This window comes from Ancylobacter sp. GW821-FHT10E12, from assembly GCF_058809335.1.
Genome location: NZ_JBXASN010000003.1, coordinates 362,222 through 385,515, shown reverse-complemented (window position 1 = coordinate 385,515; position 23,294 = coordinate 362,222). Strand labels below are relative to the sequence as shown.

The following is a 23,294-nucleotide window of genomic DNA, read 5'->3' as shown; positions in this document are numbered from 1 at the left end:
ACAGGCTGGCCAGCGCCAGGCCGGCGGCGAGCGGCCACCGCGGCGGCCATCGACGCGGCCACCTGCGTGACCAACGATGCCGCCATCCCAGCACCAGAGCCGACCGACGCGAGATCCCCATGACGCGACGCCTACGCAACCCGGCCGCATCGCGGCCCCCACAACACGCCCGGCGTGGCAGGCGCGCATCAGGCAAGGCCCCGCGCGCCGGGCCTTATGGTTGTCGCGTATTAACCTTGCTGCGCCGTTAACGCGGCGCCGCGGCCCGCCGCAGCCGGTCGGCGATCGCCTCGCCCAGCCCGTGGGCCGGCAGCCCGACCACCGCGATGCCGGTGATTTCCGGCGCGTCGAGCTCGCGCAGATGGGCGTAGAGATTGGCGGCCGCCTCGACGAGATCGCCGGAGGGGCTGAGGTCGCGGGTCACCGCCGGCGCGGCGCCCGGCAGCACGCGACCGTCGAAGGTCAGCAGCGCTTCGCCCTCGCGCAGGTCGTCGGCATCGAGCCGCACCGGCACCGAGGGCGCGTAATGCGAGGCGAGCATGCCCGGTGCCTGCGGCGTCTCGTCGTCGGTCACCCGCTCGGGCATGGCGAGCGGCCGGCCGAGCACCGCCTCGATGGTCTCCCGCGCCAGCCCGCCGGGCCGCAGCATCGCCGGAATGTCGCCGGTGCAATCGAGAATGGTCGATTCCACGCCCACGGCGGCCGGCCCGGCATCCAGTACCAGCTCGATCGCGCCGTCGAGATCGGCCATCACATGCGCGGCGGTGGTCGGCGAGACATGGCCGGAGCGGTTGGCGCTCGGCGCGGCGATGGGCCGTCCCGCCGCCCGCAGCACCGCCAGCGCCACCTCATGCGACGGCACGCGGATGGCGACGCTCGCCAGCCCGGCGCGGGCGAGCGGCGAGGTCGCCGCCTCGACCGCCGGCACCACCAGCGTCAGCGGCCCCGGCCAGAAGGCGCGGGCGAGCCTCTCGGCCATCGGCCCGAAATGGCCGACCCCGCGCGCGGCGGCGAAATCCGGCACATGGGCGATCAGCGGGTTGAAGCTCGGCCGGCCCTTGGCGGCATAGAGACGGGCGACCGCATGCGGATCGGTGGCGTCGCAGGCGAGGCCGTAGACCGTCTCGGTGGGGATGGCGACCAGCCCGCCGGCGCGCAGCACCCGCGCCGCCTCGGCAATGCCGGCCGCATCCGCCGCCATCAGGCGGGTCGGGCGCCGGAGCGACGTCGGCATCGGGTCGGGCGTGGTCACGTCTTGCGTCTCCGGGCAGGCGAAGGGTGCCGCCTCGGCTCGTGCGGCCGCGTCGGCTTAGGAGCGGGGCGGGGAATGGTCAACCGCCGCCGGGCCCGGCCGTCGCGACGCTTTGAAAAAACCGTCATTCGCGCGCGCCCGCGCTGGCCTGCCGGGCGGACGTGGCATATCGTCCACCATCGGACGGTTCAAGAAGACCAACAATGTCGCCGCCCCGCGAAACCTATCCCAAGGATTGCCATGAACACGCTGCTCATCTCGCACGACGCTTCGCTTGATCACCTGACGCCGCCGGGCCACCCGGAGCGGCCGGACCGCGTGCGGGTGCTCAACCGCCTGTTCGAGAAGGAGGAGTTTGCCACGCTGGTGCGCGAGCCGGCGCCGCTCGCCGCGCGCGAGGACATCATCCGCGTGCATCCGGAGGATTATGTCGACGCGCTGGCCGAGGCGAATCCCAGGGAGGGCCTGGTGCGCATCGATGGCGACACCGTGCTGTCGCCCGGCACCGGCGAGGCGATCTCGCGCGGAGTCGGCGGCTCGGTGCTGGCGGTGGACGAGGTGGTGACCGGCAAGGTGTCGAACGCCTTCGTCTCGATGCGCCCGCCCGGCCACCATGCCGAGACGCGCACGCCGATGGGGTTCTGCCTGTTCAACAATGTCGCCATCGCCGCCCGCCATGCCCAGAAGGTGCACGGCATCGGCCGCGTCGCCATCGTCGATTTCGACGTGCATCACGGCAACGGCACCCAGGAGATCTTCTGGTCGGACCCGAGCGTCATGTACGCCTCGACCCATGAGATGCCGCTATTCCCCGGCACCGGCTCGGTCGGCGAGCGCGGCACCTCCGACAATATCGTCAACGCCCCGCTGCGCGCCGGCGACAATGGCGAGCGCTTCCGCGAGGCGTTCGAGGGCCGCATCCTGCCGCGGCTGGAGGCGTTCGGCCCGGAACTGCTGATCGTCTCCGCCGGATTCGACGCCCATGTGCGTGATCCGCTGGCCAATATCTGCCTGCTGGAGGACGACTACCGCTGGGTGACGCTGCGCCTGATGGAGCTCGCCGAGCGGCATTGCGCCGGCCGCATCGTCTCGGTGCTGGAGGGCGGCTACGACCTGGAGGGCCTGTCGCGCTCGGCCGAGCAGCATGTGCTCACCCTGATGCGCGGCTGATCCTGTATAAGGCGCGGACGCCGGGATCGACGATTCGGGCGTTCATCGCAGCGGGAGGAAGCCATGGCCGAGATGTCGGATATCAGCACGCTGAGCTTCGAGAAGGCGATGGCGGAACTCGAGGCCATCGTCGGCAAGCTCGAAGGCGGCAACGTGCCGCTTGAGGAATCCATCACGCTCTATGCGCGCGGCGAGGCGCTGAAGGCCCGCTGCGACGCGCTGCTGAAGGATGCCGAGGCGCGGGTGGAGAAGATCACCCTCGGCGCCGACGGCCGTCCCACCGGCACGCAGCCGCTGGACGGCGAGTAGTCCGGCCGCCGGATGATGGTCCGCACATGACGGTTCGTCTCCGCGGCCATCATCTGCTCTGCCTGCTGACCTATGTCGGCCGCGGCTACACCCCGGCCTTCACCGCCAATTACGACGTGATCGTCGCCCGGCTGAACGACGGCGAGCCGGCGATGCTGGTCGAGGGGCCGGACGATATCTGCGCCCCGATGCTGGCGGACGGCCACCATTGCCGGAATGCCGGGGTCGCCGCGCGCGACGCCCTTGCCATCGAGGCGGCCGCCATGCTGCTCGGCCGGAAGCTGGCAGCGGGTGACAGGCTCGATCTCTCCGCTGCCGCGATCGCGCACCTGCGCCGGGCCTTCGCCGCCGGCACCAGCCGCGCCGCCTGCGCGGGGTGCGAGTGGACGCAGCTCTGCACCGACATCGCCGCCGGCGGCTTCCGCCGGGTGCGGCTGCGCGGCGACGGCCTCAACCCGCCTTGCGCGCGCAATCCGGGTTGAACACCCGCGCCGTCGAGGCCGGATGCCGGGCGAGCGCCGCCGCCGGGCGCACCGGGCGGCGCACCAGCTCACCGGAACAGTTCGGGCAGGTGCCGCCCAGCACCTTGTCGGCGCATTCCGCGCAGAACGTGCATTCGAAGGTGCAGATCATCGCCTCGCGCGATTGCGGGGCGAGGGCGCGGTCGCAGCATTCGCAGGACGGGCGCAGTTCCAGCATGTTTATCCTCCGGTCAGAGCACGCCCGGAATGACGCGGGCGGTGCGGGCCATGTAGGCGCGGTATTCGTCGCCGAACGTATCCAGCATCATCGCCTCTTCGCGCCCGACGCGGAAGGCGTAGAGGATGCCGAAACCGACGAATCCCGCCGGGCCGGCGATCCAGTTGGGGATCAGGATCAGCTGCGCCAGCGCCCACAGGAAGAAGGCGGAATACATCGGGTGGCGGACATGGCGGTAGACGCCCTCGGTGATCAGCTTGTGGCTGTCCTTGATCTCCAGCGTCACCGACCAGTTCTTGCCGAGGTCCTTGTGGGTGCGGCGGAACAGCCAGAGCGAGCCGATGAAGGCGAGGGTGCCGAGGGCGAACTGCAGCGGCGTATAGGGGTAGTTCGCGACGTCGAAGACGTGCGAGGTCGCCCAGAGCAGCGGCACGATGCCGAGCCCGCAGGTCGAGCAGGCGAGCAGCAGCAATTCGCGCAGCCGGTCGCGGGCGTCGACCACGCGCTCGCGCTTCACCTTGCGCTCGAAGGGCAGGCGGATGACGTACCAGCCGATCACGCCGGCCGCCCAGACGATTTTGGCGGCGAGAAGAAGGTTCATGGGGCGTCCGTCACGTGGTTGCGGGAGAGGAGGGAGCCGTCGGGCCCGAACAGGCCGACCGGCCCGTCGGGCGAGAAGGTGAGATTGGCGAAGGGCACCGGCCCGAGCGCGAACATGAAGAAGTCGTAGGAGGCGCGGTATTCGTTCGCCAGCATGAACTGGTAATGGATGCGCATGATGTGCCAGCGCAGCCGCTTCAGCTTTTCGCGCGAGAGCATCCGCTTGATGTTGGCGTTGCGCAGGATCGGCTGGCCGAGCGCGTGGCTGTCGAACTCCGCCCGGCACAGCTTCACCGGGTGGAACTTGTAGAAATTGATGGCATCGTGCCGCGCCTGGTACTCGGTCCAGAACAGGCCGGGCAGGCCGGCCACCGTCTCCGCCTCGGCGCGCACCCGCCCCGCCTGCGGGTGCAGGCTGAATTTCGGGATGGTGGCGCCGCAGGTGAGGAAGTTCAGCCGCGGCCCGGCCCGCCCGAGCGCCGGGTCCTGCGCGAAGGCGCGGGTGAGCACGCGCAGCGCCAGCGTCGCCCCGAGGCTGTGGCCGACGATGATCACCTCGTCATGCCCGCCCGCGCGCACCTTCTCCACCACATATTCGGCGAGCCGGCCGAGGCGGGCGTCGAGCGTCGGGGTGCGCTCGTGCAGATAGTCGCGGGCGAGGTCCCAGTCGTCGAGCGCCTGATGCACCCGCCAGCGCCGTCCCGGCTGGTGGAACAGGCCGAGAAAGGTGGCGATGCCGGCCGCGAGGCCGACGGCGCCCGCCGCGATCCCCGGCAGCGCCAGCGAGGCCAGCCACCCCGCGGCGGACCCGGCCAGCGCGCCGGCGATCAGGAACATCAGCACGATGGCGAAGGGGAACAGGCAGAAGCAGCCATAGCGCAGCGTCGCGCGCAGGTAGCGCCGCGCGGTGCCGTTGCGCACGAACTCGAACAGCGCCGCCAGCCCGCGCCACAGCCGCACCGCGTTCGGCCGCTCGTCCAGCGCCACCACGATGTCGTCCCAGCGCAGGATGGCGTAGTCGGTCCGCTGCCGCCAGTTCGGCCCCTCGGTGGCCGCGCTCCAGATGCTGACCGGGAAGCCCGGCTCGTCGCGGCGGACGGAGACCTCGGTCCGGCACGACCACAGCTCGGCGAACCGCCCGGCCTGATGGACGAAGCGGCCGTGGTGGTAGTCCATGTCGGTCGGGTCGTGGCCGGGCAGGAAAAGCATCAGCCGCCGCCCGCCGTCTCCGTCGGTGGTTCGCTGGGCGTGGCCAGGCGAATCATGGCCGGGCGAGTCGGGGTCTTCCCGTTTCGTCATGTCGCGGTTCTAAAGTATGCATCCGGGCGATTCCATGTCCGTCGGCGCCCCGCGCCCCGGTCTCCACATGCGATTGCGGGCCGGAGGCGGGAAACCCGCCGGGAGCGATGGTTGACTAGGAAACTTTTTGCTGATAGTTTCCTAGTCAACTTGATGGAGTCGCTCATGTCCTCCACTCCTTCTTCCGGTGCTTCCGCCGGCCCTCCCGCCACGCCTTCCGATCTCTCCACCCATCTCGGCTTCTGGCTGCGCTTCGTGTCGAACCACGTGTCGCAGGCCTTTGCCGAGAAGCTGGCGGGGGAGGCGGTGACGGTGGCGGAATGGGCGGTGCTGCGCAGCCTGCACGGCGAGGCGCCGCTGATGCCGAGCGCGGTGGCCGCTCGCCTCGGCCTCACCCGCGGCGCCATAAGCAAGCTCGCCGAGCGGCTGATCGCCAAGGATCTGGTGCTGCGCGCGGCGACGGCCGATGACGGGCGCAGCCACACGCTCGCCCTGTCCTCCGCAGGTCGTGATCTGGTCCCGCGCCTCGCCGCCCTGGCCGACCGCAATGATGCCGAGTTCTTCGCCCATCTCTCGCCGATGGAACGCGAGAACCTCATGCGCCTGCTGCAGGACATCGTCGCCCGGCGCGGCTTCACCGCCCTGCCGGTGGCCTGAGCCGCCGGTTTTCCACATGGGTCATTTCATCGGGAGGACGTCATGAACGTCGAATCCAGCCGCGTTGCCGAGGCCTGCCTGCGCAGCGCCGAGGCCGGCACACTCAGCTTCAACGAGATCCTCGCGACGCTCGGCAAGGCCGGTTTCGAGGGCTACGAGGTGGATTTCCGCGCCTCGCGCGCCACCTATCTGCTGTCGGACGGCTCGAATGTCGATCTGCCGCTCGGCCGCCGGCAGGACGAGGTGGCTCCCGCCTTCGACAGGGCGGCGCTGGTCGCGGCGATCCGCGACGCGCAGAATGCCGTTCCGGGCTATACCTATGAAACCTTCTGCCGGCGGGCCGTGGCGGCCGGCTGCTCCTTCTATCTCGTCTCGCTGTCCGGCCGGCGCGCGCTCTATGTCGGGCGCACCGCCGACACGCATGTCGAATTCTTCCCGCCCGCGCCCTAACCGGCAACCGCCAATGGCGCGGGCGGGTTCACAAGCCGGTGGCGCCGGGAGGCGCGCGTTGCGCGCGTCGACGCCAGCGTGTATGCCCTAAGACTTCGCCCGGCGTTGCGGTGGAGCGCTCCGCGCGCCCGGAACAGAGCACCGAGGTAGTTCTTGACCCGTCCTTCGACGCCGCTTCTCGACACCATCCGGGAGCCGGCCGATCTGCGCCGGCTGTCCGAGGAGCAGTTGCCGCAGATCGCCGCCGAGCTCAGGGAGGAGACCATCTCGGCCGTCTCCGTCACCGGCGGCCATCTCGGCGCCGGGCTCGGCGTCGTCGAGCTCACCGTGGCGCTGCACCACGTCTTCGACACGCCGAACGACCGGCTGATCTGGGATGTCGGCCACCAGTGCTACCCGCACAAGATCCTCACCGGCCGGCGCGAGCGCATCCGCACCCTGCGCCAGGGCACCGGCCTGTCCGGCTTCACCAACCGCACCGAGAGCGTCTACGACCCGTTCGGCGCCGGCCATTCCTCGACCTCGATCTCCGCCGGCCTCGGCATGGCGGTCGCGCGCGATCTCGACGCCGCCAAGGACCCGGATATCGCCCGCCGCAATGTCGTCTGCGTCATCGGCGACGGCGCCATGTCGGCCGGCATGGCCTATGAGGCGATGAACAATGCCGGGGCGATGGATTCCCGGCTGATCGTCATCCTCAACGACAACGACATGTCGATCGCCCCGCCGGTCGGCGCCATGTCGGCCTATCTCGCCCGGCTGCTGTCGGGGCGCACCTACCGCTCGCTGCGCGAGACCGCCAAGCAGCTCGCCGGCAACCTGCCGAAATTCCTCGGCCGCCAGGCGGCGCGGGCGGAGGAGTTCGCGCGCGGCTTCTGGACCGGCGGCACGCTGTTCGAGGAGCTCGGCTTCTACTATGTCGGGCCGATCGACGGGCATAATCTCGACCATCTGCTGCCGGTGCTGCGCAACGCCCGCGACAGCGAGACCGGCCCGATTCTGGTGCATGTCGTCACCCAGAAGGGCAAGGGCTATCCGCCCGCCGAGGCCTCGGCCGACAAATATCACGGCGTGCAGCGCTTCGATGTCGCCACCGGCACCCAGACCAAGGCGATCTCCAACGCGCCGTCCTATACCCGCGTCTTCGCCGACAGCCTGATCGACGAGGCCCGGCGCGACCCGAAGATCGTCGCCGTCAACGCCGCCATGCCGGCCGGCACCGGGCTGGACCTGTTCGGCCAGGTTTTCCCGGAGCGGACCTTCGATGTCGGCATCGCCGAGCAGCACGCGGTCACCTTCGCCGCCGGCCTCGCCACCGAGGGCTACAAGCCGTTCTGCGCCATCTATTCCACCTTCCTGCAACGCGCCTATGACCAGATCGTCCACGACGTCGTCATCCAGCGCCTGCCGGTGCGCTTCGCCATCGACCGCGCCGGCCTGGTCGGCGCCGACGGCTCGACCCATGTCGGCGCCTTCGACGTGCCGATGCTGGCCTGCCTGCCCGGCATGGTGGTGATGGCCCCGTCCGACGAGGCCGAGCTGGTGCACATGGTGGCGACCGCGAGCGCCTATGACGAGGGTCCCATCGCCTTCCGCTACCCGCGCGGCGAGGGCGTCGGCGTCGAGCGTCCCGAGCACGGCGTTCCGCTGGAGATCGGCCGCGGCCGCATCGTGCGCGAGGGCTCCAAGGTGGCGCTGCTCTCGCTCGGCACGCGGCTGGCGCCCTGCCTCGCCGCCGCCGACCAGCTCGCCGGCTTCGGCCTGTCCACCACCGTCGCCGATGCCCGCTTCGCCAAGCCGCTCGACCGCGACCTCATCCTGCGCCTCGCCCGCGAGCATGAGGTGCTGGTCACGGTGGAGGAGGGCGCGGTGGGCGGCTTCGGCTCGCATGTGCTGACCATGCTCGCCGAGGCCGGGGCGCTGGAGCGCGGCCTGAAGCTGCGCACCCTGCAGCTGCCGGACCGCTTCATCGACCACGACACCCCGGCGGCGCAGCTGCGCGAGGCCGGCCTCGATGCCGAGGGCATCGTGCGCGGCGTGCTCGGCTCGCTCGGCCGTGCCGAGGATGCGCGCTCCGTCCTGCTCCGGGGCTGAGCGCCGGGGACGGCCGGCCGAAGACTGGTCTTTGAGAATCTTGGTCTGAAGAAGCTGGGTCTGGAGGAGGCTTGCCATGGCGGATGCCGCACCGGTTCCCAAGCGCCAGCGTGCCGACCGCATTCTGGTCGAACGCGGCCTGTTCGACAGCCGCGCCCGCGCGCAGGCCGCCATCGAGGCCGGCCTCGTCACCGTCGACGGCAAGGTGCTGGCGAAGTCCTCCGAAGCCATCGCCGCCAATGCGGTGATCGAGGCGCGCGAGGCCTATGAATGGGTCTCCCGCGCCGGGCTGAAGCTGGAAGCCGCGCTCGACGCCGCCGGCCTCGACATTACCGGGCTGGAGGCGCTGGATGTCGGCGCCTCCACCGGCGGCTTCTCGCAGGTGCTGCTGGCCCGCGGCGCCGCCCGCGTCCATGCGGTGGATGTCGGCCGCGACCAATTGGCCGAGAAGCTGCGCGTGCATCCGCGCCTCATATCGCTGGAGGGCACCGATATCCGCCGCCTCGCCCCCGGCGAGCTGCCGCCGGCGGAGATCGTCACCATCGATGTCAGCTTCATCTCGCTGGAGCAGGTGCTGGAGCCCGCGCTCGCCCATGCCGCGCCGGGTGCCCGGCTGGTGGCACTGGTGAAGCCGCAATTCGAGGTCGGCCGCGACAAGCTCTCCAAGGGCGGCATCGTGCGCGACAGCGCCGCCCGCCTCGTCGCCGTCGACCGCGTCTGCGAGCGGCTCGCCACGCTCGGCTGGCTGGTGACGCACCGGCTCGTCTCGCCCATTCTCGGCGGCGACGGCAATGAGGAGCACCTCGTGGTCGCCGCCCGCACCGCCTCTCCCCTGATCGAAAGCTGAGCATGTCCGCTGCCGCCACCCTTCGCATCGCCCGCCTCGGTCACCGCGGCGACGGCATCGCCGACACGCCGGAAGGTCCGGTCTTCGTGCCGCTTGCGCTGCCCGGCGAGCTGGTCGAGGTCGCGCGGGACGGCGAGCGCGCCCGCCTCGTCGCGGTGATCGAGCCGAGCCCGGAGCGCGTCGAGCCGTTCTGCCGCCATGTCGGCGTCTGCGGCGGCTGCGCCTTCCAGCACTGGCAGGGCGAGCCCTATCGCGCCTGGAAGCGCGGGCTGGTGGTGGAGGCGCTTGCCCGCGCCGGCATCGAGACCGAGATCGCCCCGCTGCTCGACGCCCATGGCGAGGGCCGCCGCCGCGCCACCTTCCATGCCCGCGGCACCGCCGGCTCGGCGCCGAAAGGCCGCGACACGCTGGCGGTCGGCTTTGCCGGGCGGCGCAGCCATGTCGTCGTCGCCATCGACGCCTGCCCGATCCTCGCCCCGGCGCTCGAGGGCGCGCTGCCGGCCGCCTGGGCGGTGGCGCAGGTGCTGGCGCCGCTCGCCAAGCCGCTCGACATCCAGGTCACCGCCAGCGAGACCGGGCTCGATGTCGACGTGCGCGGCAGCGGCCCCCTGAAGCCGAACCGCGTCGCCGCCCTGGCCGAGGTGGCCGGCACGCACCGGCTCGCCCGGCTCACCCGCCATGGCGAACTGGTGCTGCAGCGCGAGCCGCCGCTCGTCACCATGGGCCGCGCCCGCGTGCCGCTGCCGCCCGGTTCCTTCCTGCAGGCCACCGCCGCCGGCGAGGCGACGCTGGCGGCGCTGGTGGAGGAGGCGACGCAGGGCGCGACCCGCATCGCCGACCTGTTCTCCGGCGTCGGCACCTTCGCGCTGCGCCTCGCCGAGCGCGCCCGTGTCGCGGCCTATGAATCCGCCGCTCCGGCGGTCGAGGCGCTGATGAAGGCGGTGCGCAACACGCCGGGCCTCAAGCCGGTGAGCGCCGAGGCGCGCGACCTGTTCCGCCGGCCGCTGCTGCCGCTGGAACTGAAGGCGTTCGACGCCGTGGTGTTCGACCCGCCGCGACAGGGGGCGGAAGCGCAATCGGCGCAGCTGGCGGCGAGCGGCGTGCCGCTGGTGGTCGGCGTGTCCTGCGATCCCGCGACCTTCGCCCGCGACGCGGGGCTGCTGGTCGCCGGCGGCTACCGGCTGGAGCGCGTGGTGCCGGTCGACCAGTTCCGCTATTCCGCCCATGTCGAGATGGTCGGCGTGTTCCGCCGCTGAGCGTCTTCCGCGCGGAGTTTCTTCCGCACGCCGTCCCGGCCTCTCCGGCCCCACTCCCCGCCGAAGCCACGTCTCCAATGAGGCGGCTCCCACTCCCCGTCGGGGAGAGGGATGGGGTGAGGGGTCTTCCCGGCTTCCCAATCGCGCCACCCCTCACCGACCCGCGGAGCCTGTCCTCGGGCTCGCCATAGGCGAGACCCGTGGGCGGGGCCACCTCTCCCCAATGGGGAGAGGGAAAGCAAGAGCGACGTCATTCCGAAGGGGAGAGGGCGCCGAACGCAAAGCGGCAACGAAGGGCGACGGGCGACCCGGCCCTCCGCATTCCCGCCGCTCAGTTCCCCCAGCGCTCCATCCACATGCGCTCGCCGACCGAGCAGGAGACGCGCTTCTCGTCGGCGACGTAATGCACGCCGGGTGCCGCCCCGATGCCGGGCGGCGGCAGGTGCAGCCCGGCGATCTCCAGCACCAGCTTGGTCTTGATGGCGGTGGCGAATTCATGCACGCCGCGCACCGGCACCACGAAGGCGCCGGGCCCGCCGATCACGCAATCCTCGTAATAGACGTCGAGCTGGCCGATATCGAGCATCGAGCCGGCCGGCTCCTTCAGCATCAGCGGCAGGCCGTTGATGGTGATGCCCTGCTTGACCACCTCGTCGCGGGTAAGGTCGACCAGCGGGCCCTGGTTGTTGGTGCCGTCGCCGGAAATGTCGATCACCCGCTTCAGGCCCTTGAACTTGTTGGACTTGATGAGGTCGGCGCTGAACGCCATCGCCCCCGATATCGAGGTGCGGTAGACGCGGCGCAGCGGCGCGGCGCGGATCGCGGCGGCGAAGGCCTGCGCATCCTCGGGGCTGCCGATCGGGGTCCAGTCGACGATCAGCTTCTGCTCGTCGACGCCGGCCCATTCCACATAGGCGATCGCCACCTTGCCGTTGGGGCCGAGCTTCAGCGCGTTGAGGAATTCCGGCGAGGTGACCGCGCCGATATAGCCGTCGCGCTGCAGCGCCAGCTCGTCGAGGTCCATCGAATAGGAGACGTCGACCGCCAGCACCAGCTCGACATCGACGATCTCGTCCGCCCGTACGGGGGACAGGATGCCGGCCATCACCATGCCGAGCAGCACCAGCAGCCCCGGCAGAACCATACGCACGCCCGGCATTGCGACCTCCGTCCGAGAGGGCAGCAGCACAAAGGCACGGCACTTGCGGGCACGGCACTCGCGGGCACGGCATTTGGAGTCACGGCATTCGACGGCGGGAGCACGACGAAGATCGATGACTCGCCAAGGTCATGGTGACACGGGCAAAGCCGGTGCCGAAGCCGAAATTGCGGGCACGCCGGCCACCCCGATGCCGTTCGCGTGAGCGAACGCTACCGGGGTGCCGTCGGGTGTGGACCGCTGGCGATGGATATGGGCGTCCTGCGCCCGACGCCGTCAGGCGTCGAGCACCTCGGTGCCGGCGATCTCGATGCCGAAGCCGGCAATGCCGACATAGGTGCGGGTGCGGGAGGCCATCAGCCGGATCGAGGTGATGCCGAGATCCTTGAGGATCTGCGCGCCGAGCCCGACCTCGCGCCACGCCTCGTCGCGCAGCCGGGTGGAATCGGTCTTTTCCTCGCCTTGCCCGATCGCGGTGGCCGGCACGCCGGCGGTGCCGTCGCGCAGATAGACCAGCACGCCGCGCCCCTCGGCCTTGATGCGCTCCAGCGAGGCATGGATCGCCTTGCCGCCGGTGAACACGTCGCCGATCGGGTCGGCGCGGTGCAGCCGCACCAGCACGTCGCGCCCGTCGCCGATCTTGCCGTGCACCAGGGCGAGATGGTTCACCGGCTCGAACGGGGTGACATAGGAAATGCCGTGCATGTCGCCGACCACGGTCGGCGCGGTGAACTCGACGGCGCGCGTCACCAGCTTCTCGCGCGACTGGCGATAGGCGATGAGATCGGCCACCGAGACCCGCACCAGCTCGTGCCGGCCGGCGAAATCGGAGACCTGCGGCCCGCGCATCACCGAGCCGTCATCATTGACCAGCTCGCAGATCACGCCGACCGGCTCCAGCCCGGCGAGCTTGCACAGGTCGACGGCCGCCTCGGTATGGCCGGAGCGCATCAGCACCCCGCCCTCGCGGGCGATCAGCGGGAAGATGTGGCCGGGGCGCACGAAATCGGCGGCGCCGGCATTCGGGTTGGCGAGGCCGCGCACGGTGGCGGTGCGGTCCTCGGCGGAAATGCCGGTGGTGGTGCCGTGCTTGTAGTCCACCGAGATGGTGAAGGCGGTGGAATGCGGCGCGTCATTGTCGCTCACCATCGGGCTGAGCCTGAGCTTGCGCGCATGCTCGGCGGTGATCGGCGTGCAGACGATGCCGGACGTGTGGCGGACGATGAAGGCGAGCTTCTCCGGGGTGGCATGCACGGCGGCGACGATGAGGTCGCCCTCGTTCTCGCGGTCGTCGTCATCGGTCACCACCAGCATCTCGCCGCGGGCGAAGGCCTCGATGGCCGCCTGGACGCGGGCCTGGAGATTGTCGGTCATGATCTTCACCTCGCTGAGGCCGAGCCCGAGGAAGTCGTTCGGCATTACCGCGCCGCCCGTCGCGGCGGCGATGCGCGCCGCCGCCTCCCGCGAGACCCAGGCCGTCTCGTCCTTGCACAGGGCGGTGATGCTGGCCGGCGACAGGCCGCACGCGCGTCCGAAGGCGCTGCGCGAGGTGCCGGTCGATGTCAGCCAGTCCGCCAGTTTCATGGGCTGGAGTATAGGCGCATGCCCTTTCAGTCGCAATGAAACATTATTGCGTTTTCAGCGATACTGAAATTGCACGGATGCCGGGACGAGAGGGGGCGGCCTGCGTGCTTCGAGGCTCGCGGTGCTCGCACCTCAGCATGACGGGCCCCGATGCCGATAGGCGCTCCCCGTCATCCTGAGGTGCCCGGCAAAGCCGGGCCTCGAAGGACGCACGCGGCCGATGCAGCCGGGCCGCCGCCAGCCGGCAGGCTCAGCGCGGGAACGGCCATGCCGGCGGCACGGCGACCTGCGCCCGCGCCCGCAACACATGGTCGGCGAGCACGCAGGCCACCATCGCCTCGCCCACCGGCACGGCGCGGATGCCGACGCACGGGTCGTGCCGGCCCTTGGTCAGGATCTCGGCATCCTCGCCATGGCGGGTCACCGTGCGGCGCGGGGTGAGGATGGAGGAGGTCGGCTTCACCGCGAATCGCGCCACCACCGGCTGGCCGGTGGAGATGCCGCCGAGAATGCCGCCGGCATGGTTGGCGAGGAAGATCGGCCTTCCGTCATTGCCCATGCGCATCTCGTCGGCATTGTTCTCGCCGGTCAATATGGCGCTGGCGAAGCCCTCGCCGATCTCGACGCCCTTCACCGCGTTGATGCTCATCAGCGCGCCGGCGAGCTCGGCGTCGAGCTTGCCGTAGATCGGCGCGCCGAGGCCGGGCGGCACGCCCTCGGCGACGATCTCGATCACCGCGCCGACCGAGGAGCCGGCCTTGCGGATGCCGTCGAGGAACTCCGCCATCTTCTCCGCAGCGACGGCGTCCGGGCAGAAGAACGGGTTGCGGTCGATCTCGTCCCAGTCCCAGCGGCTGCGGTCGACGGCGATGGTGCCCATCTGCACCAGCGCGCCGCGCACCGTGACCCCCGGCAGCACCTTCATGGCGAGCGCACCGGCCGCCACCCGCACCGCGGTCTCGCGCGCGGAGGACCGCCCGCCGCCGCGATGATCGCGGATGCCGTATTTCACGTCATAGGCATAGTCGGCATGGCCGGGCCGGTAGCTCTCGGAGATCGCCGCATAGTCCTTGGAGCGCTGGTCGACATTCTCGATGAGGAAGGCGATCGGCGTGCCGGTGGTGGTCAGCGTCCCGCCTTCGCCTTCCAGCACGCCGGAGAGCACCTTCACCTGGTCCGGCTCGCGCCGCTGGGTGGTGAAGCGCGACTGGCCGGGCCGGCGCTTGTCGAGCGCCGCCTGGATCTCCTCCAGCCGGAAGCCGATGCCGGGCGGGCAGCCGTCGACGACGCCGCCGATCGCCGGTCCGTGGCTCTCGCCGAAGGTGGTGACCCGGAAGGATTGGCCGAAGGTGTTGAAGGACATCGTGGCGCCTCAGGATGCTGGCGCGCTTCTAGGCGCCTTGCCCCGGCGCGTCAAACGCGCCGCCTCGTGGCGATCCCCCGGCGCCGAACGCGCCGCCTCGTGGCGATCCCCTCCGCGTCAAATGCGCCCGCGCGGTGGCGCGACGCCGGCGCCATCGCATTCGGGCGCATTCGTGCTATAGGATCGGCGTAGATTTTTCTCATCTGGAACCGATGCCCCTTCTTGAAATCGCCGTCGTCGTTCTGCTCGTGCTGTTGAACGGCGTCCTCGCCATGGCCGAGCTGTCGGTCGTGTCGTCCCGCCCCGCCCGCCTGCGCTCGCGTGCCGACAAGGGCTCCAAGGGCGCCCGCATCGCCCTGGCGCTGGCCGCCGATCCCGGACGCTTCCTCTCGACGGTACAGATCGGCATCACGCTGATCGGCATCCTCGCGGGCGCCTTTTCCGGCGCCTCGCTCGGCGAGGCGCTGGGCGAGTGGCTGAAGCAGCAGGGCGTCGCCGACCGCTTCGCCCACGGGCTCGGCTATACTATCGTGGTCGCCGCCATCACCTATGTGTCGCTGATCATCGGCGAGCTCATCCCCAAGCGGCTGGCGCTGCAGAATCCCGAGAAGCTCGCCACCATGATCGCCCCGGCGATGATGGTGCTCTCGCGCGTCGCCGCCCCGGCGGTGTGGCTGCTGGACCTGTCCTCGCGCCTGGTGCTGCGCCTCATCGGCGAGCGCGGCGCCGCCGGCGAGGGCAACGTCACCGACGAGGAGATCCGCGCCATCGTCGCCGAGGCCGAGACCGCCGGCGTCATCGACCCCGAGGAGCGGCGGATGATCGCCGGCGTCATGCGCCTCGCCGACCGCCCGGTGCGGGCGGTGATGACGCCGCGCCACGACATCGACTGGATCGACCTCAACGACGATCCCGAGATCGTGCGCCAGACCATCCGCGAGACCCGCCACACCCGCATGCCGGCCTGCGAGGGCTCGCCGGACGAGCCGGTCGGCGTCATCGACATTCGCGACCTGCTGGAGGCCTATCTCCAGGGGGTGACGCCGGACCCGCGCCAGCTGGTCAAGCAGGGCGCGGTGCTGGTGGAGACCGCCGGCGCGCTCGACGCCATGAAGCAGCTGCGCCACGCCGAATCGCCGCTGGCGCTTGTGGTCAACGAATACGGCACCATGGTCGGCATCCTCACCCCCGCCGACCTGCTCGACGCCATTGCCGGCACGGTGATGGTCGACGAGGCCGGCGTGTCGGGCCCGCATGCGGTGGAGCGCGACGACGGCTCCTATCTCGTCGCCGGCGCCACGCCGACCGACGAGCTGGCCGATCTTCTCGGCATCAGTATCCCGCAGGATTCCGGCTTCCACACCGCCGCCGGCTATGCGCTGCACGAATTGAAGGCGATCCCGCAGGAGGGCGTCGCCTTCACCGCCAAGGGCTGGCGCTTCGAGGTGGTGGACATGGACGGGCGGCGCATCGACAAGCTGCTGGTCTCGCGCGCCGTCAACCCGCGCCGCCGCGCCCCGCTGGGCACCTAACGCGCGGGGGGAGCCCGCCCGGAAGGCCGCGTGCGGCCACCCGGCATGCGGCCACATGCGTGCGTGAAGGGGGCGGGGGGCCGAAGCCGGCCACAAGCCGGCCTCGAAACGTGCCGCCGCTCTCTTCCCGAGGGCGGCGTGCCGGCAGGTCTCCCGGCTCACCGGATCGTCTGGACGATCCCCACATCGGCGGCGGCGGACGGCCGGTCGCTGTAGCGCGCGCCGAGGCCCGCCACCACGGTGACGATCGCCACGGCCAGGGCGGCGGCGATCAAGCCATATTCGAGCCCGGTGCTCTGCGGTCGACGGGCAATTGCCGCGCGCCGCCGATGAGCCATATCCCTCATCGCCGTGTCTCTCATCGCCATATCTCTGCTTGCGCTCATCTGCTCGATATCTGCCTTGGGACAGATTTTATTGTGCGAGCACCTTGGAGCCGCAGATATTGACCGCTCCTTAAAGCGCGGTCCCTTGCCGCCGCGGCGCGTTTCCGTGGTTAATGCTTTGCCAGCGGGTCATCGCGGCCCCGTGATCGCGCGCCGCCATGATCGCGCGCGGCCGTGATCGCCGGTCGCGGGGATGGCGGCGTCACTGCCCGCGCGGTTTCACCCGCCGCGTCGCCTCGGCGCTTGCCGGGTCGTCCGGCCAGGGATGGCGCGGATAGCGTCCGCGCATCTCCGCGCGCACGTCGCGCCACGAGCCGGCCCAGAAGGCGGGCAGGTCGCGCGTCACCTGGATCGGCCGGTGCGCGGGGGAGAGCAGCGCCAGCACCAGCGGCACCCTCCCGCCGGCCAGCGCCGGATGTACCGAGAGCCCGAACAGTTCCTGCACCCGCACCGAGATGGTCGGCCCGCCCTCGGCGGCATAGTCGACCGCCAGCCGCGAGCCGGTCGGCGCCTCGAAATGCGTCGGCGCCTCCTCGTCGAGCCGGTGCGCCAGCTCCCAGGGCAGCAGAACCTGCAGCGCCCGCCCCAGCAGCCCGGCGTCGATGGCACTGAGGCTGGTCGCCTCGGTGAGCAGCGGCGCCAGCCAGTCCTCCGCCGATGCCGCCAGCGCCGCGTCCGACAGGTCCGGCCAGGTATCCGGCGCGGCCTCGTGCAGGAACCGCACCCGGTCGAGCCATTGCCGCTGGCTCGACGACCACGCAAGCCGATCGATGCTCCGCGCCGCCGCCCGCGCCAGCGCGCGTCCCGCCGCCTCGCCCGGCACCACCCGAGCCGGCTTTTCCGACAGCACCAGCGCCCCGAGCCGGCGCACCCGCCGCGCCCGCAAGGCCCCGGCGGCGGCATCGAAGCTGGTTTCCTCGGCCTCGGTGATCTGGTCGCCGAACTCGGCTTCGATCTCCGCCTCGTCGAGCTCGGCGGCGAACAGGATGCGCGCTTCCTCGGCGCGCCCGCTCATCTCCGCCACCGCGAGGAACCGCGCCCGCGCCAGGGCGGATGCCGGGTCCAGCGCCCCGCCGCGCCCGTTGGCCAGCACGAAGCGCCGCCCGTCGCCGCGCGCGCGGGCGATGCGGTCGGGGAAGGCATGGGCGAGCAGCACGGCGGCCGAGGGCGGCGGACCCTGCATTTCGTCGCCTGCGCTCCGCCCGGCCAGCAGTCTCTCGGATTCCTGCGCCCAGCGCGACGCCAGCCGCCTTGCCTCCTCGCCGCGTCGCGAGCGGTCGCCGGCGAAGAGGTCGAGCCGGTGCGCGAGGTCGACATCCATGCCGCCCAGCCCGCGCTCGGACAGCACGGCGGCGATGCGCGCCGCCTTCTCGCCGGCGCCGCGCCGCGCGCCTTCCAGCACCAGCCGGGACAGCCGCGGCTCCAGCGGCAGCCGCGCCATCGCCCGCCCGTGCTCGCTCACCCGCCCGTCGGCATCGAGCGCCCCCAGCGCGGTCAGCAGGTTGCGCGCCTCGTTGAGCGCGGCGGCCGGCGGCGGGTCGAGAAAGGTAAGGGCGGCGGGATCGTTCACCCCCCACAGAGCGAGGTCGAGCACCAGCCCGGAAAGGTCGGCGGCGAGGATTTCCGGCGTCGCATAGGCCGGCAGGCTCGCCGTCTCCGCCTCATTCCACAGCCGGATGCAGAGGCCCGGCCCGGTGCGCCCGGCGCGGCCGCGCCGCTGGTCGGCCGCCGCGCGGGAGACCCGCACCGTCTCCAGCCGCGTCATGCCGACGCCGGGCTCGAAGCGCGGCACCCGCGCCAGCCCGCTGTCGACCACGATGCGCACGCCCTCGATGGTGAGGCTGGTCTCGGCGATGGAGGTGGCCAGCACCACCTTTCGCACCCCCGCCGGCGCCGGGCCGATGGCGCGGTCCTGCACTCTGGCATCGAGCGCGCCATAGAGCGGGGCGATCTCGATGCCGGGATCGTTCACCGTCTCGCGCAGGAAACTCTCGGTGCGCCGGATCTCCGCCGCGCCGGGCAGGAAGGCCAGCACCGAGCCGGTCTCCTCCCTCAGCGCCCGCCGCACCGCGTCCGCCATCTGCCGTTCGAGCGGCGCGCGCGGGTCGCGCCCGGCATAGACCGTCTCCACCGGAAAGGCGCGGCCGAGGCTCTCGATCACCGGCGCCGGATCTTGCCGTCCATCGCCGAGAAGCCTCGCTACCCGCGCCCCGTCGAGCGTCGCCGACATCACGAGCAGCCGCAGGTCCTCGCGCAGCCCCGCCTGCGCGTCGAGCGCCAGCGCCAGCCCGAGATCGGCATCGAGCGAGCGCTCGTGGAACTCGTCGAACAGCACCGCGGCGACGCCCGAAAGCTCGGCGTCGTCGAGCATCATGCGGGTGAAGATGCCCTCGGTGATCACCTCGATGCGGGTCGCGCGCCCGACCTTGGAGCCGAAGCGGGCGCGATAGCCGACCGTGCCGCCGGCCGCCTCGCCCAGCGTCGAGGCCATGCGCTCGGCGCTCGCGCGGGCGGCGAGCCGGCGCGGCTCCAGCACGAGGATCCGGCGTCCCGCGACCCACGGCGCGTCGAGCAGGGCGAGCGGCACCCGCGTGGTCTTGCCCGCGCCCGGCGGCGCCACCAGCACCGCCCGCGTGCCGGCGGCAAGCGCGGCGGCGAGCGCGGGCAGGGCGTCGTCGATGGGGAGCGGCGGCAGCGGCGCGGACATGGCGGCAGGCTTAAGGCCGGCCGCGGCGGATGTCATCCACCCGGAACGCGAAAGCCCCCGGCCGCGTCGGCGGCCGGGGGCTTCGATCGGTTCGGGACGGACCGGAAGGCCGGCTCACATCACCGCGTCGATGGTCCGGCCGATCTTCTCGACCAGCTCGCCGACCTGCTGCTCGCTGATGATGAGCGGCGGGCTCACCGCGATGGTGTCGCCGGTGGCGCGGAACATCAGCCCCTCGTCGTGGAAGGCGGTTTCCATCGCCTCGTAGCCGCGCTTGCCGGGGCCCTCGGCGCTCGGCGCCATGTCGAAGGCGGCGACCAGGCCGACGGTGCGGATGTCGAGCAGGCCGGGCTTGCCCTTCAGGCTCATCACCGCATCGGCGAAGATCGGCTCCATCGCGCGGGCGCGCTCGAACAGCGCCTCGTCGCGGTAGAGGTCGAGCGTCGCCAGCGAGGCGGCGCAGGCCAGCGGATGGCCGGAATAGGTGTAGCCGTGGAACAGCTCGATGACGTGCTCCGGGCCGTTCATGAAGGTGTCGTAGATGTGCTTGCGCACGATCACGCCGCCCATCGGCACCGCGCCCGAGGTCACGCCCTTGGCGAAGGTGATCATGTCGGGGACGACGCCGTAGCGCTCGGCGGCGAAGGGGAAGCCGAGGCGGCCGAAGCCGGTGATGACCTCGTCGAAGATCAGCAGGATGCCGTATTTGTCGCAGATCTCGCGCAGCCGCTTGAGATAGCCCTTCGGCGCCGGCAGGCCGCCGGTGGAGCCGGCCATCGGCTCGACGATGACGGCGGCGATGGTCTGGGCGTCGTGCAGGGCGACGATGCCCTCCAGCGCGTCGGCGCGCTCGGCGCCCCATTCCGGCTCGCCCTTGGAGAAGGCCTGCTTCTCGCGGTCATAGGTGTGCGGCAGGTGGTCGGCGCCCGGCAGCAGCGCGCCGAAGAAGCGCCGGTTCGGCGAGATGCCGCCGACCGTGATGCCGCCGAAGCCGACGCCGTGATAGCCGCGCTCGCGGCCGATCAGCCTCGTGCGGGTGCCCTTGCCGGTCACGGCATGGAAGGCGAGGGCGATCTTCAGCGCGGTGTCGCCGGCCTCCGAGCCGGAATTGCAGAAGAACACGTGGTCGAGGTCGCCCGGCGCCAGCTCGGCGATGCGCGAGGCCGCCTTGAAGGCCAGCGGGTGGCCGAACTGGAAGGTGGGGGCGAAATCCATCTCCGCCGCCTGCTTCTGGATGGCGGCGACGATCGAGTCCCGGTTATGGCCGGCATTGGAGCACCACAGGCCGGCGGAGCCGTCGAGGATCGGCCGGCCCTCGGGGGTGTAGTAGTGCATGTCCTTGGCGCGCGAGACCATGCGCGGGCGCGCCTTGAAGGCCCGGTTGGCGGTGAAGCCCATCCAGAAGGCTTCGAGGTCGTTGGGAGCCGTGCTGCCGACGGCGTCGTAATCATAGGCGAGAGACATGAACCGCTCCGAAGATTGCTGGGCGAAAGCGCCTGGCCCGTCGGGCCGTGATTTTGTTCATGTATAATAGGTAGGCACTTTCCCGCTCACGAAAAAATTCGATGATGTGATCACTTTCGCTTCTGGCGGGGCCGATTTCCGGCGGCTGCCCGGCGCCGGCGGTCGCCGCTCCGGCAGGCCGCGCTTGACCGGATCGCGGCCGACGTTCATCAACTTGCCGCAGTGACATTGTCACGTAGCGTCATATAGTCCGCCTGCCGGGGGTTGGACGATCGAGGGATGATTCCCGTCAAAGGAACCTCCGTGGCCGACACCTTGTCTCTATCGACTGCGCCGGACGCGCCGGAAAGCGAGGCGCCCGGCGCCGCCGCATCCGGTGCAACCGCGTCTGCCGGTTCCGTATCTGCCGGTTCTTCCCCGGTCGACGGCGCGGCGGTCGACACGCAGACGGCGCGCGAGGCGCTGGCCCGCGTGCTGGAGGCCGAGGAGCTGCGCGCCTCGCCGCAGCTCTCCACCATCCTGCGCTTCGTGGTCGAGGCGACGCTGGACGGGCGCCGCGACGCCATCAAGGGCTACACGATCGCGGTGGAGGCGCTGGGCCGCGACCCCTCCTTCGATCCGCAGATCGACCCGATCGTGCGGGTGGAGGCGACCCGGCTGCGCCGGGCGCTGCAGCGCTATTATGCCGGCGCCGGCGCCGGCGACGAGATCGAGATCGTCATCCCCCGCGGCTCCTATGTCCCGCAATTCGTGCCGCGCCGGGCGGATGCGTCGGCCGGCGCCGCCCTGGCGGACCCGTCCGCCGACCCGTCCGGCAGCCTGCCGGTGCCGTATCCGCTTCCCGCCGAGATGGATAATCCGCCCGGCCGGGCCGGGCGCTCGCCGGCATGGCGATGGGCGGGCGGCCTGCTGTTGCTGCTGGTTCTCGCCGCGGCGCTGCTGTTCGCCGTGGACGCGATCGAGACGTCGAGCCTGCGCACGCTCATTCCGGGTTTCGCGCTGCGGCCGATCGAGCGGGCGAACCGCCTCGGCATTCCGATGGTCGAGGTGCGCAGCTTCGACATCGCCGGTTCCAACGCGCCGGCCGCCCTCCCGGCCGTCTCCGCCTCGACGTCGGCTCCGGCGCCCGGCGCCCCGGCACCCGCCACCCCGGCGCCCGTTACCCCGGCACCCGCCGCGTCCCGCCTGCCGGGCGGCGAATTCCCGGCGCGGGCGCTGGAAATGCGCATCCGCGATGCGCTGGCCCGCTTCGACCTGCTCGACGTGCTGGCGAGCCCGGATGCCCGCCCGCGCCTCGATTGCGGCGCCGGCGGCCTGTCGGCGCATTCGGCCTTCGCGCTCGGCGGCCTCGTCGAGAGCCATGAGGATGGCAGCATCTCGCTGCTGCTGCGCCTGTCCGACCTGTGCGACGGCACCATCGTCTGGTCGCGCGAGTTCGACGCCCTGCGCCGTTCCGACGACCCCACCGCGGTCGAAAACGAGCTGGTGCGCGAGATCATGGCCTCGCTGGCCGAGCCCTATGGCGTGATCCAGGCCCGCGCCCGCGCCCGCGTCATGTCCTCCGGCGGGCCGGCGGGGGCGGGGGCCTATGGCTGCGTGCTGCTCGCCTATGATTACTGGCGCAGCTATCTCGTGACCGACCATGCGAGCGCCCGCGCCTGCCTGGAAAAGGCGGTGGCGGCCGACGGCACCTTCGCGCTCGGCTATGCGCTGCTCGCCGAGCTGTATCTCGACGAGATCCGCAACGGCGCCAATCCGCGCCCGGAGCCGCCGGCGCTCAACCGCGCGCTCGCGGCCGCCGAGCAGGCGATCGAATTGTCGCCGACCAGCGGCTATTTCCGCCGCGTGGCGCTCGACGTGCACAGTTTCCGCGGCGAGCGCGGCGCGGCGGTGGCGCAGGGCGACATCGCCCTCCAGCTCAATCCCTACGACGTCGACACGCTGGCCGATTATGGCGGCCGGCTGATCTCCTTCGGCGAGGTGGAGCGTGGCGACACGATGCTGTCGGCCGCGCTGAAGGCGGCGCCGGCCATGCCGCCCTCGGTGGACTTCTTCCGGGTGATCGCCGCCTATCTGCGCGGCGACGCCGTCGCCGCCGCGGCCGCCGCCGACCGGCTGATGGGCGAGGGCTATGCGCCGGGCCTGCTCGCCCGCGCGCTCGCCGGCCATCTCGCCGGCGACGAGGCGTCGGCGAAGGCGGACCTGCACAAGCTGGTCGCGCTGGTGCCGGCCTGGCGCACCGACACCGCCGCCATGCTGGCGCATTTCTTCCCCGTGCCCTCGGTCGCCCGCCGCGTCGGCACCGATCTCGCCGCCCTCGGCCTCGGCAATGGCGGGCCCTAGGCCACGCCCGGCGACAGCCGGCGCGCGTCGGCGGGCGGCAAGGGGCAACCCTTTGAATCGAAGGATCTTTCCGATCTGCCGATGGCTGCGGATCGGGGAGTGCTCCCGGATGACGCAGCGATA

The 23,294-nt window shown here is 71.4% G+C and carries 20 protein-coding genes; 10 read left to right on the top strand and 10 right to left on the bottom strand.

From position 1 onward, the window contains the following. Positions 1-247 precede the first annotated feature (247 nt). A complete protein-coding gene (locus AC1RU4_RS05975; RefSeq protein WP_492890131.1) occupies positions 248-1,234 on the bottom strand; it encodes an L-threonylcarbamoyladenylate synthase in 987 nt (328 codons plus the stop codon). 258 nt (positions 1,235-1,492) lie between these two features. On the opposite strand from AC1RU4_RS05975, the gene AC1RU4_RS05970 reads away from it, so the two are divergent. The 3 genes from AC1RU4_RS05970 to AC1RU4_RS05960 all read left to right on the top strand — a co-directional run bounded on the left by AC1RU4_RS05970 (position 1,493) and on the right by AC1RU4_RS05960 (position 3,213). Then, entirely contained in the window at positions 1,493-2,422 is a 930-nt protein-coding gene (locus AC1RU4_RS05970; RefSeq protein WP_492890105.1) for a histone deacetylase family protein, read from the top strand. A 72-nt stretch (positions 2,423-2,494) separates the two neighbouring features. Then, positions 2,495-2,731, top strand: a complete 237-nt coding sequence (locus AC1RU4_RS05965; protein WP_492890130.1) for an exodeoxyribonuclease VII small subunit — start codon at positions 2,495-2,497, stop codon at positions 2,729-2,731. 26 nt (positions 2,732-2,757) lie between these two features. After that, on the top strand, positions 2,758-3,213 hold the full coding sequence (locus AC1RU4_RS05960; protein WP_492890104.1) for a DUF1284 domain-containing protein: 456 nt from the start codon (positions 2,758-2,760) through the stop codon (positions 3,211-3,213). Here the strand turns inward: AC1RU4_RS05960 and AC1RU4_RS05955 are convergent. From AC1RU4_RS05955 to AC1RU4_RS05945, 3 genes are read right to left on the bottom strand one after another with little or no spacing between them, the layout of a single operon-like run. After that, on the bottom strand, positions 3,182-3,430 hold the full coding sequence (locus AC1RU4_RS05955) for a DUF1272 domain-containing protein (protein ID WP_492890103.1): 249 nt from the start codon (positions 3,428-3,430) through the stop codon (positions 3,182-3,184). The genes AC1RU4_RS05960 and AC1RU4_RS05955 overlap by 32 nt on opposite strands. A 13-nt stretch (positions 3,431-3,443) precedes the next feature. After that, entirely contained in the window at positions 3,444-4,031 is a 588-nt protein-coding gene (locus AC1RU4_RS05950; RefSeq protein WP_492890102.1) for a protein-S-isoprenylcysteine O-methyltransferase, read from the bottom strand. Continuing rightward, positions 4,028-5,329 carry a hypothetical protein gene (locus AC1RU4_RS05945; RefSeq protein ID WP_492890101.1) on the bottom strand — a complete coding sequence of 434 codons (1,302 nt, stop codon included), beginning with the start codon at positions 5,327-5,329 and terminating at the stop codon, positions 4,028-4,030. The genes AC1RU4_RS05950 and AC1RU4_RS05945 overlap by 4 nt, the downstream gene beginning before the upstream one ends. A gap of 165 nt (positions 5,330-5,494) precedes the next feature. Between AC1RU4_RS05945 and AC1RU4_RS05940 the strand changes: the two genes are divergently transcribed. The 5 genes from AC1RU4_RS05940 (at position 5,495) to AC1RU4_RS05920 (ending at position 10,633) form a co-directional block, all read left to right on the top strand. Further along, a complete protein-coding gene (locus AC1RU4_RS05940) occupies positions 5,495-5,986 on the top strand; it encodes a MarR family winged helix-turn-helix transcriptional regulator (protein ID WP_492890100.1) in 492 nt (163 codons plus the stop codon). A gap of 42 nt (positions 5,987-6,028) precedes the next feature. After that, positions 6,029-6,436: a DUF1398 family protein gene (locus AC1RU4_RS05935; RefSeq protein ID WP_492890099.1), complete on the top strand. Its 408-nt coding sequence runs from the start codon at positions 6,029-6,031 to the stop codon at positions 6,434-6,436. A gap of 153 nt (positions 6,437-6,589) precedes the next feature. Further along, positions 6,590-8,530 (top strand): 1-deoxy-D-xylulose-5-phosphate synthase, encoded by a 1,941-nt coding sequence (gene dxs / locus AC1RU4_RS05930; RefSeq protein WP_492890098.1) that lies wholly within the window; start codon positions 6,590-6,592, stop codon positions 8,528-8,530. A 76-nt stretch (positions 8,531-8,606) separates the two neighbouring features. Next, positions 8,607-9,377: a TlyA family RNA methyltransferase gene (locus AC1RU4_RS05925; protein WP_492890097.1), complete on the top strand. Its 771-nt coding sequence runs from the start codon at positions 8,607-8,609 to the stop codon at positions 9,375-9,377. A 2-nt stretch (positions 9,378-9,379) separates the two neighbouring features. After that, positions 9,380-10,633 carry a class I SAM-dependent RNA methyltransferase gene (locus AC1RU4_RS05920; protein ID WP_492890096.1) on the top strand — a complete coding sequence of 418 codons (1,254 nt, stop codon included), beginning with the start codon at positions 9,380-9,382 and terminating at the stop codon, positions 10,631-10,633. A 331-nt stretch (positions 10,634-10,964) separates the two neighbouring features. Here the strand turns inward: AC1RU4_RS05920 and AC1RU4_RS05915 are convergent, their stop codons facing one another. The 3 genes from AC1RU4_RS05915 to aroC all read right to left on the bottom strand — a co-directional run bounded on the left by AC1RU4_RS05915 (position 10,965) and on the right by aroC (position 14,739). Further along, the gene (locus AC1RU4_RS05915; RefSeq protein WP_492890095.1) at positions 10,965-11,792 is read right to left on the bottom strand and encodes a DUF1194 domain-containing protein; all 828 of its coding nucleotides are present in this window, start codon (positions 11,790-11,792) and stop codon (positions 10,965-10,967) included. A gap of 276 nt (positions 11,793-12,068) precedes the next feature. Continuing rightward, positions 12,069-13,376 carry a 3,4-dihydroxy-2-butanone-4-phosphate synthase gene (ribB, locus tag AC1RU4_RS05910; RefSeq protein WP_492890094.1) on the bottom strand — a complete coding sequence of 436 codons (1,308 nt, stop codon included), beginning with the start codon at positions 13,374-13,376 and terminating at the stop codon, positions 12,069-12,071. A gap of 250 nt (positions 13,377-13,626) precedes the next feature. Beyond that, positions 13,627-14,739, bottom strand: a complete 1,113-nt coding sequence (aroC, locus tag AC1RU4_RS05905; RefSeq protein ID WP_492890093.1) for a chorismate synthase — start codon at positions 14,737-14,739, stop codon at positions 13,627-13,629. A 212-nt stretch (positions 14,740-14,951) separates the two neighbouring features. Here aroC and AC1RU4_RS05900 point away from each other — a divergent pair, with 212 nt between their 5' ends. Beyond that, on the top strand, positions 14,952-16,271 hold the full coding sequence (locus AC1RU4_RS05900; protein ID WP_492890092.1) for a hemolysin family protein: 1,320 nt from the start codon (positions 14,952-14,954) through the stop codon (positions 16,269-16,271). A gap of 158 nt (positions 16,272-16,429) precedes the next feature. Here AC1RU4_RS05900 and AC1RU4_RS05895 read toward each other — a convergent pair whose 3' ends face one another. The 3 genes from AC1RU4_RS05895 to aptA all read right to left on the bottom strand — a co-directional run bounded on the left by AC1RU4_RS05895 (position 16,430) and on the right by aptA (position 20,828). Then, entirely contained in the window at positions 16,430-16,633 is a 204-nt protein-coding gene (locus AC1RU4_RS05895; RefSeq protein ID WP_492890091.1) for a hypothetical protein, read from the bottom strand. Positions 16,634-16,859: 226 nt separating this feature from the next. Next, a complete protein-coding gene (hrpB, locus tag AC1RU4_RS05890) occupies positions 16,860-19,364 on the bottom strand; it encodes an ATP-dependent helicase HrpB (RefSeq protein ID WP_492890090.1) in 2,505 nt (834 codons plus the stop codon). A gap of 114 nt (positions 19,365-19,478) precedes the next feature. Next, positions 19,479-20,828, bottom strand: a complete 1,350-nt coding sequence (aptA, locus tag AC1RU4_RS05885; protein ID WP_492890089.1) for an omega-aminotransferase AptA — start codon at positions 20,826-20,828, stop codon at positions 19,479-19,481. Between the two features lie 303 nt (positions 20,829-21,131). Between aptA and AC1RU4_RS05880 the strand changes: the two genes are divergently transcribed. Continuing rightward, positions 21,132-23,171 (top strand): tetratricopeptide repeat protein, encoded by a 2,040-nt coding sequence (locus tag AC1RU4_RS05880; RefSeq protein ID WP_492890088.1) that lies wholly within the window; start codon positions 21,132-21,134, stop codon positions 23,169-23,171. Positions 23,172-23,294 lie beyond the last annotated feature (123 nt).